The sequence below is a fragment of the Methylobacterium sp. GC_Met_2 genome, from assembly GCF_026540795.1.
Classification (GTDB): domain Bacteria; phylum Pseudomonadota; class Alphaproteobacteria; order Rhizobiales; family Beijerinckiaceae; genus Methylobacterium.
Map to the genome: position 1 here is coordinate 1 of NZ_JALNUM010000145.1, position 13,987 is coordinate 13,987.

20 protein-coding genes are annotated in these 13,987 nt (G+C 65.8%); 12 read left to right on the forward strand and 8 right to left on the reverse strand.

Annotated elements, in window-relative coordinates; all coding sequences use genetic code 11:
- Nucleotides 1-257: 257 nt before the first annotated feature.
- Together OXS49_RS29635 and OXS49_RS29640 are read right to left on the reverse strand one after the other, a co-directional pair.
- Nucleotides 258-449 carry a hypothetical protein gene (locus OXS49_RS29635; RefSeq protein WP_267428227.1) on the reverse strand — a complete coding sequence of 64 codons (192 nt, stop codon included), beginning with the start codon at nucleotides 447-449 and terminating at the stop codon, nucleotides 258-260.
- Between the two features lie 137 nt (nucleotides 450-586).
- Nucleotides 587-1,138, reverse strand: coding sequence for a hypothetical protein (locus OXS49_RS29640; RefSeq protein WP_267428228.1), 552 nt, complete (start codon nucleotides 1,136-1,138; stop codon nucleotides 587-589).
- 146 nt (nucleotides 1,139-1,284) lie between these two features.
- On the opposite strand from OXS49_RS29640, the gene OXS49_RS29645 reads away from it, so the two are divergent.
- The 6 genes from OXS49_RS29645 (at nucleotide 1,285) to OXS49_RS29670 (ending at nucleotide 5,439) form a co-directional block, all read left to right on the forward strand.
- Nucleotides 1,285-1,500: a hypothetical protein gene (locus OXS49_RS29645; protein ID WP_267428229.1), complete on the forward strand. Its 216-nt coding sequence runs from the start codon at nucleotides 1,285-1,287 to the stop codon at nucleotides 1,498-1,500.
- A 136-nt stretch (nucleotides 1,501-1,636) separates the two neighbouring features.
- Nucleotides 1,637-1,822, forward strand: a complete 186-nt coding sequence (locus OXS49_RS29650) for a hypothetical protein (protein WP_267428230.1) — start codon at nucleotides 1,637-1,639, stop codon at nucleotides 1,820-1,822.
- Nucleotides 1,819-2,043: a hypothetical protein gene (locus OXS49_RS29655; RefSeq protein WP_267428231.1), complete on the forward strand. Its 225-nt coding sequence runs from the start codon at nucleotides 1,819-1,821 to the stop codon at nucleotides 2,041-2,043. The genes OXS49_RS29650 and OXS49_RS29655 overlap by 4 nt, the downstream gene beginning before the upstream one ends.
- Entirely contained in the window at nucleotides 2,040-2,318 is a 279-nt protein-coding gene (locus OXS49_RS29660) for a hypothetical protein (protein WP_267428232.1), read from the forward strand. Before OXS49_RS29655 ends, OXS49_RS29660 begins: the two co-directional genes overlap by 4 nt.
- A complete protein-coding gene (locus OXS49_RS29665; protein WP_267428233.1) occupies nucleotides 2,315-2,776 on the forward strand; it encodes a hypothetical protein in 462 nt (153 codons plus the stop codon). Before OXS49_RS29660 ends, OXS49_RS29665 begins: the two co-directional genes overlap by 4 nt.
- Entirely contained in the window at nucleotides 2,773-5,439 is a 2,667-nt protein-coding gene (locus OXS49_RS29670; protein WP_267428234.1) for a PriCT-2 domain-containing protein, read from the forward strand. The genes OXS49_RS29665 and OXS49_RS29670 overlap by 4 nt, the downstream gene beginning before the upstream one ends.
- 264 nt (nucleotides 5,440-5,703) lie before the next feature.
- Here OXS49_RS29670 and OXS49_RS29675 read toward each other — a convergent pair whose 3' ends face one another.
- Nucleotides 5,704-5,919, reverse strand: a complete 216-nt coding sequence (locus OXS49_RS29675) for a hypothetical protein (RefSeq protein WP_267428235.1) — start codon at nucleotides 5,917-5,919, stop codon at nucleotides 5,704-5,706.
- A 75-nt stretch (nucleotides 5,920-5,994) separates the two neighbouring features.
- The gene (locus OXS49_RS29680; RefSeq protein WP_267428236.1) at nucleotides 5,995-6,369 is read right to left on the reverse strand and encodes a hypothetical protein; all 375 of its coding nucleotides are present in this window, start codon (nucleotides 6,367-6,369) and stop codon (nucleotides 5,995-5,997) included.
- Nucleotides 6,370-6,397: 28 nt separating this feature from the next.
- Here OXS49_RS29680 and OXS49_RS29685 point away from each other — a divergent pair, with 28 nt between their 5' ends.
- The 6 genes from OXS49_RS29685 (at nucleotide 6,398) to OXS49_RS29710 (ending at nucleotide 9,469) form a co-directional block, all read left to right on the forward strand.
- Nucleotides 6,398-6,895, forward strand: a complete 498-nt coding sequence (locus tag OXS49_RS29685; RefSeq protein WP_267428237.1) for a hypothetical protein — start codon at nucleotides 6,398-6,400, stop codon at nucleotides 6,893-6,895.
- A gap of 80 nt (nucleotides 6,896-6,975) precedes the next feature.
- A complete protein-coding gene (locus OXS49_RS29690) occupies nucleotides 6,976-7,395 on the forward strand; it encodes a DUF5681 domain-containing protein (protein ID WP_267428238.1) in 420 nt (139 codons plus the stop codon).
- Nucleotides 7,392-7,661 (forward strand): hypothetical protein, encoded by a 270-nt coding sequence (locus OXS49_RS29695; protein ID WP_267428239.1) that lies wholly within the window; start codon nucleotides 7,392-7,394, stop codon nucleotides 7,659-7,661. Before OXS49_RS29690 ends, OXS49_RS29695 begins: the two co-directional genes overlap by 4 nt.
- Nucleotides 7,658-7,843: a hypothetical protein gene (locus OXS49_RS29700; RefSeq protein WP_267428240.1), complete on the forward strand. Its 186-nt coding sequence runs from the start codon at nucleotides 7,658-7,660 to the stop codon at nucleotides 7,841-7,843. The genes OXS49_RS29695 and OXS49_RS29700 overlap by 4 nt, the downstream gene beginning before the upstream one ends.
- On the forward strand, nucleotides 7,840-8,106 hold the full coding sequence (locus OXS49_RS29705; protein ID WP_267428241.1) for a hypothetical protein: 267 nt from the start codon (nucleotides 7,840-7,842) through the stop codon (nucleotides 8,104-8,106). The genes OXS49_RS29700 and OXS49_RS29705 overlap by 4 nt, the downstream gene beginning before the upstream one ends.
- A gap of 280 nt (nucleotides 8,107-8,386) precedes the next feature.
- Complete coding sequence (locus tag OXS49_RS29710) at nucleotides 8,387-9,469, forward strand: catalase family protein (protein WP_267428246.1); 1,083 nt, start codon at nucleotides 8,387-8,389, stop codon at nucleotides 9,467-9,469.
- 189 nt (nucleotides 9,470-9,658) lie between these two features.
- Here OXS49_RS29710 and OXS49_RS29715 read toward each other — a convergent pair whose 3' ends face one another.
- From OXS49_RS29715 to OXS49_RS29730, 4 genes are all read right to left on the reverse strand, one after another.
- Nucleotides 9,659-10,798, reverse strand: a complete 1,140-nt coding sequence (locus tag OXS49_RS29715) for a branched-chain amino acid ABC transporter substrate-binding protein (protein ID WP_267428242.1) — start codon at nucleotides 10,796-10,798, stop codon at nucleotides 9,659-9,661.
- A 576-nt stretch (nucleotides 10,799-11,374) separates the two neighbouring features.
- Complete coding sequence (locus OXS49_RS29720; protein WP_267428243.1) at nucleotides 11,375-12,277, reverse strand: tyrosine-type recombinase/integrase; 903 nt, start codon at nucleotides 12,275-12,277, stop codon at nucleotides 11,375-11,377.
- Nucleotides 12,278-12,283: 6 nt separating this feature from the next.
- On the reverse strand, nucleotides 12,284-12,526 hold the full coding sequence (locus tag OXS49_RS29725; RefSeq protein ID WP_267428244.1) for a hypothetical protein: 243 nt from the start codon (nucleotides 12,524-12,526) through the stop codon (nucleotides 12,284-12,286).
- A 488-nt stretch (nucleotides 12,527-13,014) separates the two neighbouring features.
- A complete protein-coding gene (locus OXS49_RS29730) occupies nucleotides 13,015-13,659 on the reverse strand; it encodes a ParA family protein (protein WP_267428245.1) in 645 nt (214 codons plus the stop codon).
- Between the last annotated feature and the right edge of the window lie 328 nt (nucleotides 13,660-13,987).

The following is a 13,987-nucleotide window of genomic DNA, read 5'->3' on the forward strand; positions in this document are numbered from 1 at the left end:
AGCGGTGTCCGGCGGGGTGCCGGCTTCCCGGAGGAAGGTCACGGCGGACCCGCAGGCAGCGAGTTGAACGTTCAGGGTATCGACCTGGGAAAGCACAGCCGCGAGCGGGGCGTCGGCATCCAGCATCGCGATAAGCTCGCCGAGGGTGTCGTGAGTGGCCCGAGCACCCGATCGCAGCAGTTCCCAGGCGCGGATAGCCGAGCAGTCCGGCGGCGCAGGCCGAGGGGCGCGGGCCGGGAGGCGGCGGACCTCGCCCATCAGGCGGCGGCCTGCAGTACGGGTACGGTGGCAGTGGCCGGCAGAGCGTCCGGCGCTACGATCGCGGCGACAGCCTTGCGCACGAGAGCGCTGGCGGTGGTGCCCTCACGCCGCGCGGCACCGTGCAGGGCAGCGTGAAGCTCCCGGTCGGTGCGGACGATCAGAATGGTGTCGAGGTTGAGCGGTCGCACGGGCGCCTCCCTTTCCATATCTGGAAAGTAGAGTATTGACGCAGCGTGTATATACGGACAATTATGGCGGGCAGTGTCGTTAAGATTGCTTCGTCATCATCTGTCTTGTTCAACGATGCGACATGCTGCCGCGGAGATCAGTCCGAAGATTTTTTTCGGCCCTCTTCATCCTTGCGGGCAGACTGGACTGCATCACGCATCTGATAAAGTGTTTTGACATGGCCCGGCATGTTCATGACGAAACCGAAGTCTTTCAGGGTTTCGATTGCGATGCTCGGGGCCATCCCATGTAATTTCTTTCTCTGATCCTCTGTCCATTCTCCGCCGGCGTCAGGTTTTGGTTCGCCAAAATCTGGACCGAGGAGTGTATCGAGGACAGTTCGTATCCCATTCCGGCAGTGCCATGCCGTCGCGTAGCTGTCGACGTACCTATCTCCTCGACAATCTTCGACGCGCCTGATGGTGGCCGACAAAACTCTAACCAGTAGTTGAACGTGGGTACGGTCGCCGACGAAGACCGCAAGAAGGTCATCTTCTTCGAAACTCTTTTCCAACCTGTGCTCAACTTCTTGGGCAAGCGAGCGATCAGCTTTCGATGCCTCGGCTTCCAGAGCATCGCGCAGCTTAGCCGTCGTCCGCATGTTCAGCGGTGAACGCTTGTTCTCTCGCTCAGCGGCTTTGATCGCCATAGCCCGCACTCCGTATCGTTTGAGCGTTTTTCATATCGGATGCGTGGGATCCGACGCAACCCCTTGCGCCGGCCGTGGTTACACTTTAGCGTCTGCATTGCGTTGAAACGCACGCACATGCGGTTGGCGCACGAAGGAGGCTCTAAGTGCCGAGCATTGAGGTCATCAAGAAGAGGCTGACGGACGGCCTCAACGTGAAGGCGGCCGATGTCGCCAAGCTGTCCGGGATGAGCCCTGCGGCCTTCTACAAGGCGATTGAGCGGGGCGAGGTTGAGGCCGTGAAGATCGGCCGGACGCGACTGATCCCGCCGCACGAGGGGCGTCGGATCCTCGGCATGAAGCCCGACGCCATCGCAGCCTGAACGAAAAACCGCCGGCCCCGAAAATCAGGACCGACGGCGGATTGTAATACAGCGTCTCGACACCGCTGTAGATAAGCGATCCAGCGTCCAACGCCAAGGATTTTCGGCCCGGCACCCCACCACGGAGGTGTCCCCGATGAAATCGAAGACCAACACCAGATCCATCGCCATCCGGCCGACAGAGGCCATCCCCGATCCCGCGGCGTTGCAGGCGGGCGTCGAGCAGCGCCTGGCCTACCGCTACGGCGTGTCCCTGCCGGTGGCGGCTCTCCTCTCCGGCCTCGCTGGGATCGGCCCGCAGGCCCGCGAGGCCCGGGCATGAGCGCCGCCCCCATCTCCCCGACGACCAGCCTCGTGTTCGACGCGGTGGCCGAGGTCGCAAGCATCGCCGAGAGCTACGCCCGCAACGCCGTCGGGTTCGCCCTGGTCCGGGACGCCCGCGGCGCGGCCTACAGCTTGAACTGCGCGGCCAAGGCGCTCGCGTCGGCGGCCTCGACCGCCCAGGCCCTGCGCCCCGCCCAACAGGACGGAGGCGGCCAATGACGCAGAAGCTCCCCGTCCTCTGCCCACCCCCGCACGCGCTGGCCTGCCGGAACTGCACGGCCTGGTCCCGCTATGGCGAAATCAAGGTCAGCCAGGATGCGCCTGGCGGTTACCGCATCATCGGCGTGAAGCCGCTCGGCCAGTGCCGGGCGACCCCGCCGACGATCAACCCCGAGGCGATCGGCGACGAAACCGCGTCCTGGCCGGTGGTCGCTGCCGACGACTGGTGTCGGGAGCATCGGCACTACCGCGGCGAGCGTGGGGAGGCGGCATGAGTAAGGTCGTCGCTTTCCCCTCGCCTATGTCCACTCAGCGCACGCCGGTCGCCGTCGAGGTCATCGTGGCCCCGGCCGCCGACCTGTGGGTGGCGTGGCTCAAGCTCCCGGACGGCCGGTTCGTCGCTCTGGAGCGCACGCCGGATGACTGGCACGCCATGTCCGATGCCCGTGCCTACGCCAAGAGACACGGCATCCCCGTAACGTGGCGCACCATCCCGCTGACCGTCGAACTGGACGAGCCGACCCCGCACCTCCCCGGCGAGATCTCGATCTGGCCGGACATGGAGGACGGCGGCTGCTGGCGCGTCGATCACACATCGGCAAGCGGAGACTCCGGCGGGATCGTCGGAACCGCCTTCAGCCTCGACGAGGCCGTGACTATCGCCCGTGAGGTTGCCCAACGCCTTAACGCGACCTTCGGCGAGCCATCTTCACAGTTCGGAGGTGCAGCATGACGGCGCACGCCTACCCGTCAGAAACCGATCTGCGCCTCGCCCTGCGTGAGAACGGCTACCATCCGGTGCCGGTCTCCAGCCCGAGCATGAACATCGCATCGGCCGGCAAGCGCCCGGTCATGCCCGCGTGGGAACGCAAATGCCTCGATGCGTCACCGGATGACATCCGGCAATGGGGCACCCGCTACCCTGACAGCACCAACACCGGCTTGCTGTGCGGCCGGCTGGCGGGCGTCGATATCGACGTGCGAGCGCCGGACCTGGCAGCGTTGCTCGCCGACCGGGCGCGCGCCATGCTCGGGCATACCCCGCTGGTCCGGATCGGACGCGAGCCCAAGCTGCTGCTCGGCTACCGACTCGCAATCCCCGCCAAAAAGATCCAGACGCCGGCCTTGTTCTTCACCGACGACCTCAAGGAGAAGGACACCAAGGTCGAGGTGCTGCTGAGCGGTCAGCACTTCGTCAGCTTCGGCATCCACCCCGAGACGGCGGCACCTTACCGCTGGCCGGACGAGTCGCCGCTCACCGTCCCCTTCGCCGACCTACCCGAGATCACCGAGGACGACCTGCACGACTTCGTGGCCGAGGCCGAGGAGATGTTGCGAGCGGCCGGCGCCGCCACGCGCCGCGAGCGCAAGCAAAAAGGCCAGACTCAGGCGAGGCAAGAGACCAAGGGCCGGAAGGCCGGCGGTTTTGGACTGCACGAGAAACCCGACCGCGAGACCGTCGCCGAAGCGCTGCGCAGCATCCCGAACGACTTCGATTACGATGGCTGGATCCGCATCGGGTACGCGCTTTACGACGGGCTCGGCGAAGCCGGGCGAGACCTCTGGGAGAGTTGGTCCGCCACCTCCCCGAAGGACGATGCGGCTCATACCGCAGGGAAATACTCGGCTTTCGCGCAGGGCCGCAGCATCTCCATCGCCACTCTGTTCTGGCATGCCGCCGAGAACGGTTGGAAGCGCCCGGGCGCTGGACGATCCGGTGCCCCTAAGAAGGATCGGACCGAGCGCCGCGCCAGCGCGGACCCAGAGGCCGAGCCCAGCGCCGAGGATGACGGGCGGCCGATCGTGCGGTTCGTCAACGGCAAGGTGCCCGAGGCGGTCGACCGCATGGAGTCGCTGCTGCTCTCGGCCGGGGTGCAGATCTACTCTCGAGCCGGCGCCCTCGTGCGGCCCGTCATCGATGAGGTGCCGGCCGCCAAGGGCCGGATGACCACCGTGGCGCGGATGTCGCCCCTAGTGGCTGTAAGCCTCGCTGACATGGTCGCCCGGATCATGCGGGTGCAGCGGTTCGACTGGCGCGCCGAGGACTGGCTCGACATCAACCCGCCGAGCGAAATGACCCTGACGCTGCTCACCCGTGAGGGGCAATGGCGGGTTCCGCCAGTCGCCGGCATCATCACTACGCCGACGCTGCGCCCGGACGGATCCCTGCTCACCGCCGCCGGCTACGATCGCGCGACCCGGCTCTACCTCGCCCACGATCCCGGCTTCACCATGCCGGACCTGATGGAGCGGCCGGATCGGAACGAGGCGGCCGCGGCCCTTGCCTTCATTGAGACGCTGCTGGTCGGCTTCCCGTTCGTCGGTCCGGTCGATCGCGCCGTGGCGCTGTCCGGGATCCTCACAGCCCTGGTCCGCGGCGTGCTTCCGACGGCGCCGCTCCACGCCATCCGGGCGCACAGCCCCGGCACGGGTAAGAGCTTCCTGGTCGACCTCGCCGCCGTCATCGCCACCGGACGGCGCTGCCCGGTGATCGCCGCTGGGAAGACGGAAGAGGAGACCGAGAAGCGCCTGGGCGCGCTCCTGCGCGACGCGGTGCCGGTCGTGTCGATCGACAACGTCAACGGCGAGTTGGGCGGGGACATGCTATGTCAGCTCACCGAGCGCCCGTTGGTCCGGGTGCGGATCCTGGGCAAGAGCGAGGCGCCCGAACTGGAGTGCCGGTCGACCACCTTCGCCACCGGCAACAACCTCGTGCTCACCGGCGACATGACCCGCCGCGCGGTGATTTGCTCCCTCGATGCGGAAATGGACCGCCCCGAGCTACGGGATTTCAGCTTCAACCCTATCGACCGCGTGATGGCGGATCGCGGGGCCTACGTCGCCGCCGCGCTCACCGTGATCCGCGCGTACCAAGTGGCGGGCTCGCCGGCCGTGTGCGGTTCGCTCGGGAGCTATGAGGACTGGTCCGCCATGGTCCGCTCGCCGCTCGTCTGGCTCGGTCATGCCGATCCGGTCGTGAGCATGGAGACTGCCCGCGAGGAGGATCCGGAGCTATCCGCGATCCGCGAGCTGTTCGAGCATTGGCGCGAGCACCTGAGCCTGTCGAGCGGCTACACTACGAACGCCATCACCAAGGCTGCCTGCGAGAAGGGGCCGGGGTCAAGCTTCGACTACAACACCCAAGAGTTCCGAGCACCGGAGTTCCGCGACCTGTTGCTGCGGCAGGCTGGCGACGGCGGAGCGGTAAATAGCCGCCGGCTCGGCAAATGGCTGTCACGGATCAAGGGCCGCGTCGTCGGCGGGCACCGGATTGAGATGAGGGAGGACAGCAGCCACGGCAACCGCTTCTCGCTCTGCCGGGTGAGCGAGACAGACGGCTTTCCTGGCGGCCGGGCGGCTGGCGACTACCGCCCCTGTTCGGAACCGGTGTTCTGATGCGCGCGCCGGATATGGGGGTTTCGGGGGGATTGGGGGTTTTTTTCATCCCAACGCGAAGAACTGTCAGTGAGGTTTGTACGCCTGTTCCCGCGCATGCAGTGAGTGCGCACGCAAGCGTACATGACAGTTTGTGTGTAGCGGCAAAAACAGACCCCCAAAAACCCCAAAACCCCCATCCAACCTCGGCGAGGCGCCGATGATCCCCGCCGCCGATGCCTGAGGCCCGTACGCCGACGACCTCGACCCTGCCGAGCGCGCCACTCACTTGGAGGCGATCCGGCCGATCTGTCGGGCCATGACGGCGGCGAGCACGTACCAGACGCCAGGGTGCAGGACCGTCGCGATGTTCTGGAACAGCGATCTGCTCGCATCGGGCGGATGCTCAGCGATCGCGCCCGCGACCAGCCAAATACCGATGGCGCCGAACGCGGAGGCGGATGCGGACGCGGCGACGCTGATGAACTCGCGCAGGCTCATGGACCCGCAGCCTGAAGGAGTCACGATGTCGAACGTTAACGCGCTGCCACCACGACGCCGATGACCAAGTTGGCTTCAGTGACAACGCATCCGTCCGGCTACCAGGGCGACGGCGCCCGGCTCCGGACTGGAGAGCATCAGGACGGTGTCGCCCTCGCGCACGGCCTGGATCGTGCCGTTCTTGCGGGTATCTGCGATCGCGCGGCCCACGCGCGTTTGCAGGTCTCCCTCGGTCATTCCAGAGATGTGCGCGGCGAGGAAAGTTGCCGCGACATCCATGCGGGCAACATCGGCTGCCGTGCCCTCGGCGGGCAGGATGAGACCAGCTTTCTCGATCTGGCCGCCAGCATCTTTGGTGTAGAACTGAACTTGGGTCGCCTTCGAACTGTACATCGTCCCTTGTGGCGTCTCGACGCCGAAGGCCCAATCGCCGACGCCGAGTTGCTGCATACGGGAGTCGAAGGAGCTCCGGAGTGCGATGGACGTTTCCGGCATCGGCACCAAGCCGCAAGCGGCTTGGACCGCACTCGGTGCGAACATCGCCAACATCACAGCCAAGATCGAACGCATCGTTCGCCTCCTCGCCATCGCGGTATGCCAGGAGCCGCGATGCAAGGCCGTAGCCAATTGCGCGACCGATCGTCGACAGTCGCAACGGCCACCTACACGGCGAGTGCGAGACCATCGATTGCTTGAGAAGGATGCAATGATCCGCGGCCCCACTGCAGCCGAAATCCTGGCCCTGCTCGCTAGCATCGAGCGTCACGGGCCGAGCGCTCCGGCCGCCCTCGCCTTCCGGTCCGCCCTGCGCCGCAAAGGCATAGAGGCGGACCATGCCGGCGGCCTGCGGGCCTTGGACGATCTGATGGATGCAGTTGCCGTCGCTGGTCCGACCCGTGCCGATGCCCGCTTGGCGATCCTGCGCACGGCATGGGGTGAGCTGTTACCTGGCCCGGGCGGGAGGCCGCAGTCGTGAAATCTCATAGCCAGTGCTATATATCATCCCCCTGTTTTCGTCCTGTTGTTTACAGGGCCTTCCCGACCGGACCTTGAGCCATGCCGAGCGAGGACACCCACTTCGAGCCCGGCCAGTCCGGCAACCCCGCCGGTCGCCCCCGCGGCTCCCGCAACCGCTCCACGTTGGCCCTGGAGGCGATCTTCGAGGGCGAGGCCGAAGCCCTGTCCCGCCGTGCGATCGAGATGGCGCTGGAGGGTGACGGGCCGGCGATGAAGCTGTGCCTCGACCGGCTACTGTCGCCGCGGCGGGATCGGAGCATCACGTTCGACCTGCCGGTGATCGAGACCGCGGCCGACCTACCCCGCGCGACCGCCGCGCTCCTGCAGGCCGTGTCCTCGGGCGAAATCACCCCGTCTGAGGCTGCCGACGTGGGCAAGGCCGTCAGCGCTCATATCGAGGCGATCACGACCGCTGACCTGCACCATCGTCTCGCGGCACTGGAGGGACAGGGCACATGAGGATCCGAGAGATCGAGACCCGTCTTGAGCGCCTCGAGGCGAAGCGCGGCACCGGCCAGTTCGCCCACCTGTCCTACGAGCAGGTCGAACGGGCGCTGTTCACCAGACTGCATCGGCTGGCGACCGAGGCCGGCGGCATCGACGCGCTGATGGATGAATGGGACGCGACAGAGGCCCCGCAGGAGCGTCTGCTCATCACGCGGATCCGATCTTGTGACCGCGACGTCGCCACCTACTGCCGAGACTTGCAGGCGCGGCTATCATGAGGATCAAGGACATCGAGGCCCGTGTCATCCGTCTGGAGAAGCGGACGCCCGGCCTCATCCCGGGGCCGGATCGCTACACTGACGCCGAGTTGGACGCGCTGATCGCGTGGCTCAGGCAACCGAACCCCATAGCTGAGGAATGGGCCGCCACCCTCCTACGCCGCGAGGGGATGATCCAATGAGGATCAAGGAGATTGAGGCGAAGATCGCCAAGCTGGAGGCGAGCCCACGGTTCAGCGGCTTGGCCCGCCTGTCCGACGCCGACCTCGACCGGCAGATCGTGCTGGGCCTGAACGAGATGGCCTCCGAGTGGCCGTCGTTCGGCGCGATGGTCTCCAGTCTGCGCGAGTCGCCGGCGCCGGCCGACAAGGATCTCGCCGGCCAGATCGAGACGTTCATCACAGACTGGCAGGCGCAGCAGCAACAGCAGAAGGCAGCGCAGTAGCGCGGGTGGCGCCCTCGCAAACTGGCAGCGCAGGGTCGCGCAGGGTAAGGCGACCGCCTCGAACGGCGTGCTGTGCCCCACCAGCCCGGAGCTGACCGACGACAAGTGGACGGCGCGGTTCGTCGCTGGGCGCTAAAGCTGGATCACGAAACTAGGAACTTGGGCGCGCACGAAGAGCTTCCGTGATCGTGGGGTGGCGTCCCGGTTTCGTAGCGTGCCGGGACGCAGGCTCGAACTGCCGCCCAAGCTCATCCGAAAAACCGAGCGCGAAAGCCTGAGCATGACTTACCTGCGCTACACGCCTGATATCGAGCAGCCTGTAGCAGATGAGCAGGCGACAATCGACGGCATCATCAAGGGCATGACGCAGCAATCCGAGACCGTCGAGGCTCGCGAGCATCATGCGGTGCGTGCCAGCCACGCCAAGAGTTCGGCATGTGTCACGGGTGAACTGACGATCGCGTCCAACCTGCCGCCCGAACTCGCACAGGGCTTGTTCGCCACTCCGGGGACGCATCCCGTCGCGGTTCGGTTCGCACAGGGACCCGGCGAGACGTTGGGCGACCGAGTTTCCACCCACCGCGGCATGGCGATCAAGATCTTCGACGTGCCGGGTGAGAAGCTCCCAGGTCATGGCGCCGACACCCAGGATTTCGTGTTGGCGACCGGCACCACCTTCCCGTCAGGAACCGCGGCAGGCTTCCTGCGTGACGGTACTGTCATCGGCAAATCGACAGGCCTGCCCGAGGGCGTCAAGAGCGCCGTTTCGTCGACGATGCGCAATCTTAACAAGGCCCTTCACGCCTTCGGGACGGAGAGCGCGTTCGCCGACTTCTTTGGCCATCCCTACAGTCACCCGCTGGCTGACAGCTACTTCAGCCAAGCGCCGATCCGTTTCGGCGACTACGTCGCCAAACTCGGGGCCGTGCCAGCCTCGGATGCGCAGCGCGCTCTATCAGAGTGGCGCCTCGACCCACACGTTGATGAGGACGGTTTTCGCCACGCGGCAGTCGACTTCTTCCGCGAGCACGACGTCGTGTTCGAGCTGAAAGCTCAGCTCTGGGCGGATGCGGAGCGGCAGCCCATCGAGGACGCGTCGGTCGACTGGCCGGTCTCCGTCAGCCCCTACCGAACCGTGGCGACGCTGCGTCTGCTACGGCAAGATGCCTATGGGCCTGAACGGGTACGCTACTTCGACGATATGATGACCTTCCGCCCAGCCCATAGCCTGAAAGCGCATCGGCCGCTCGGGTCAGTGATGCGAGCGCGGCTGCAGGTCTACCAAGCCCTAAGTGCGTTTCGCCACCGCCAAAACCGTATCGCCGAGGAGAACGCGGCCGGCATCGAGCAGATCCCTGCGTGAGAACAGACCGCAGCGCTTCCCCGCGGGCGTTCACAACGATCAAGTCGACAGCATCGCCCTCGTAGGGAAGCCCCTCGACCGCGCCCGGCCTGAGATCGCGCCCGAAGGCCCCGCCGAAGCCCACCGGTGGCCTGAATGGATACGCGTCGGTGCGGTCCGTCGGCGGATCCTGGCGGGCGTAGGCCTGCTTTAGTGCCCGACTCCGTATTGCGTCAGCTCGTGGTCGGCGTAGTCGATCTTACCGTCTGCGCCTTTTTTCCACTCGTACATAATGTAGGCGGGTTGGGTGATATCGCCCTTCTTGTCGTAGCTGATCTTGCCCACGACAGTGTCCACCGGCTTGCCCTGGTGCAGCCAATCGGCGAGCTTCTTGCCGTAGCTCGATCCGGTCTCGGCCATCGCCTTGGCCAGCACCTGAACGGCTGCATACGAGTAGAGGGTGTAGCCTTCGGGATCGATACCCTTTGCCTTGAACGCCGCCACGGCTTCCTTGGCGTTCGGGTTCTTGCGGGCGTCCGGCGGGAAGGTGGTCAGCGTGCCCTCGGCGGCCGGGCCGGCGATCGACACCAGCTCGCGGTCGACCATGCCGTCGCCGCCCATCATCGGCGCCTTCAGGCCCTGGTCGCGCATCTGGCGCAGGATCAGGCCGGCCTCGGTGTAATAGCCGCCGTAATAGACGACATCGACATTGGCCGACTTCAGCTTGGACACGAGCGCCGAATAATCCTTCTCGCCCGGGTTGATGCCCTCGTACATCACGTCCTTGCCGCCCTTGGCCTTGAGCGCCTTCAGGGTCTCGTCGGCCAGACCCTTGCCGTAGGGGGTCTTGTCGTGGACGAAGGCGATCTTCTTGCCTTTGAAGTGGTCGGCCAGATAGGTGCCGGCCACCGCGCCCTGCTGGTCGTCGCGGCCGCAGGTGCGGAACGTGTTCCACATCCCGCGCTCGGTGAACTTCACGTTCGTGGAGGATGGGGTGACCTGGATGATGCCGGCGTCGAGGTAGACGTCGGAGGCCGGGATCGACACGCCGGAACTGTTATCACCGACGACCATCTTCACGCCGTCGCTGGCGAACTTGTTGGCCACCGAGACGCCCTGCTTCGGGTCCGAGGCGTCGTCGCCGACCGCGACCGAGAAGGTCACACCCTTGATCGTGCCAGCCTTGCTGATGTCCTCCGCGGCTTGGCTCGCACCGTTCTTGAATTGCGCGCCGATGGCTGCATTGGGCCCGGTGATCGGTGCGGCGATACCGAGCTTCACCTCGGTGGCCTGCGCGGCGCTAGCTGTGAGCAGGCCAAGGAAGAGCCCGGCGGGGATCGATACTCTCATGGCGCGCTCTCGAACCATCGCCCGAAGGCAAGAGCTTACGCCGCTGCAAGAATTCGGCCGGGAGCTACCGCGGTGCCGTTCAGCCAAACGGGGCAACTCCTCGACCGCTGTGGCCGGGCATCGTGCCGAACCCGCTCCCGCTGTAGCCCTTGAAGGCATTGGCCCGCCGGATGTAGCCCTCCGCCGTCCGCGGATCCCGTTGGCCCGACTGATCCATGATCCGCGCGAGATCCAGTGCTGTACCTTCGCCGCAAATGGTGCTCACGTTGTGACCTCGGCATCTAAAGTCCGGCGGCACCCATGCGACGCTCCCTAGTGCTCCTTACCGCTCTAGCCACCCTCGCCTGGCTCCCCACGGTGGGACGCGCGCAGAGCACACTCGAGCCGACTAGAAAGCCTGCAGCAGGTGCGGCAGCCGCCGGCGAGGAAGCTGCGTCGGCCGTCGATCCAGCGGTGCTCGATCGGTGTCGGCAACGGGCGGATAGTCAGAAGCTCAGAGAGGGGCCGGAGCGGAAGGCCTTCATGGGGACCTGCGTTACGCCGGAGGATTGAGCATGCCCTCTTGAGCCGCGCGTTCTACACCCCCAGGAACTTCGCGCTGCTCTCGGAAGGCCGCGCGTGCAGATACCGGCCCGTCGTCGCCACCGAGGCGTGGCCCAGTGTGGCTTGGACGAGATGGATCGGGGCGCCCCGGTCGAGGCTGTGCGAGGCGTGGGCGTGCCGGAGCCAGTGCGCCGAGACCTCGCCTGGGAGCCCTGCCCGCGCCGCCGCAGCCTTCACCACCCGGTGGACTGCGCTCGGATCCAGTGCCCCCCCCTTCCGCGATAAGAATACGGGGGTGTCGACTGACCATGTCGCCAACTTGGCGACTTGATCCTGCCGGAGTGCGGTCAGCACTTTCCACGTCGCGGCCGAGAGCAGGACCGCTCGAGTCTTGCCGCCTTTGCCGAAAACCGTGGCTTGCCCAGCCTCATCGCGGGCCATCAGGTCCCGCCAGCACAGGCTGCAAACCTCCGAGATGCGCAGGCCGCCACCGTAGAGCACCGTCAGCAGCACGCGGTTTCGCAGGACCGGCTCTTGCCGGATCATCAAGAGCGCGTCGGCCTCGGCCATGATGCGTTCAGCCAGGGTGTTCTTGATCGGCGGCACCTTCACGGCCGCGCCGATGTTGAACCGCAGGAACCCGACCTCCTGCGCGAAGGCGAACAGGCTCTTGAGCGCTGCGGCCGTGAGCGCCACTGTCGCCGAGGATCCCGGCCGGGCCGCGATGTAGTCTTGCAGGTCGCCCATCCGCACCGCGCCGAGCTGCTTGCCGACGTGCTCCAGGAAGCGCCGAGCCTCGCGTTCGTAGTTCCGGCGCGTGTTGGAACTGGACGACCGGGCGAGCCATAGCCGGATCATCTGCACGTCGTTGTCGGCCTGGGCGGGTGGGAAGCTCGCCCCCGGATCAGGTGCGATGATCGCCAGTACTGAGGCCACGGAACTTCAATCCCACTCTTGACTGTCGAGGGAGCAAGCGCCGCCCATGCGCGCGGCGATGGCTGACATCACGCCATCCAGCGTGGCGTGAGAGGTCGGAACGCCATCGAGGCTGCAACCGAGCTTGGCGACGATCTTGTACGCCTCAGGGTCTGCCGATTGGATGACCTTTCCGAGATCCCGTCCCAGACGATCTCGAAGCTCCCATTCCGACTGCGCCTCTGCGACGGGTCTCAAAACGACGTCCATGGCGCACCTCGAGTCCAACGCAAGATAAGCGTTCTTGTCTTGCGTTCAACAGGATGGCGTATCCGGAGCACGTCCGCAAGCTCGCAGCCACGTCAGTAAGCAACCACGTACTTACGTATTGACGTAGCTACGCACCCAGGTGGATGCGTCGCTTTCTCAGCCACCCTCGCGCTCAAGGTAGGCCATAAGCGCCGCCTCGATAACTTCCTGATGGCTGGCGTCCCGATCAAACGCGAACCGCCGCAGCCGTTGATAGCGGGACTCAGACAGCCGGAGCGTGAGCGACTTCGTGCGAGGCTCTGCGTCGGATCCAGGCCGAGACGACGAGGTGGGTAACGACGAGACGGGCGCAGGAGCCGCCGGGGGCGCGGTCGGCTGAGCGGCGGGAGTACTCGGCGCCTCGCCCCGCTGCGGCACATCGGATGGCCGGGGGGCGCCCTTCGCCTGGATCAGCCCGTCGAGGGACGGCGGTTGCTTGCCTGCCATGTTCAGCGCTCAGCCTTTGCCTTGCCTGCGTCCTTACGGAGTTGCGTCATTACGTACTCAAGCACTTCCTTAACCTCGCGCGCTGCGGCGGTTTCGGGTTCAAACTCCGTCACCGCCTTGCCCGTGATCGCGGCAGTTGGGAAGTCGGTTCGATCATGGACGACGGTCGGGGCGAGCTTGCCGTGCTTCGCCAACGCCATCACGGCCTGCATCTGCAACCGGGTCCGCGGCTTGGCTTGCGTCAGCACGAAGACGAACGGGCACCCCGCATCCTCGATCAGCGCCAGGGTATCACCCACCGCGTCGAGATCGTCAGGGGAGGGGCGCACCGGTACGATGGCGAGGCTGGCGTGACCGAGCAGGGCCCGCAACTCCGGCCGCACGGACGGCGGGGTGTCTACGAACAGGTATTCGATCCCGGCAGCGGCCAGCTGATCGGCGCCGGCCTTGAAGTCCGCTACGTCGAACCGCACCAGCGCCGGCTGCTGATCCTCGCGCCGGTTCCACCAGCTCGTGAGCGAGCCTTGCGGATCCGTGTCGAGGAGCGCGGTCGTGTGCCCGGCCTGGTGTGTCGCCACCGCCAGACTTCGCATCAAGGAGGTTTTTCCGGCGCCGCCTTTTTGGCTTGCGACCACCACGACGTGCATCAGTGCCTCATTGCGTGCTTACGTAATGACGTGGATACGTCATTCAGTAGTTTATTGCGTCAGGATCAGTTTGAGCGGTCAACAGCCGCTTACCATGCTGCTACTCTCGCGACACCCGTCTCTGTCGAGTTGTGCGCGAGGCCGGGCGAGCCGTGATGATATGGCCGCCCGGCGCTCTGCAGGCAGCCGCGGATCGGCGGGCTTGCCACATCTGTGGCAGTGCAGCCACAGTTCCATTCAAACCAGAAGTGTCCGGAAGAAACCGTGTTGCTGAGCGTAACAGTTCAGGCATGCTCCCGCTCCAGCAAGCCTCCACGGTGTGAGAGCA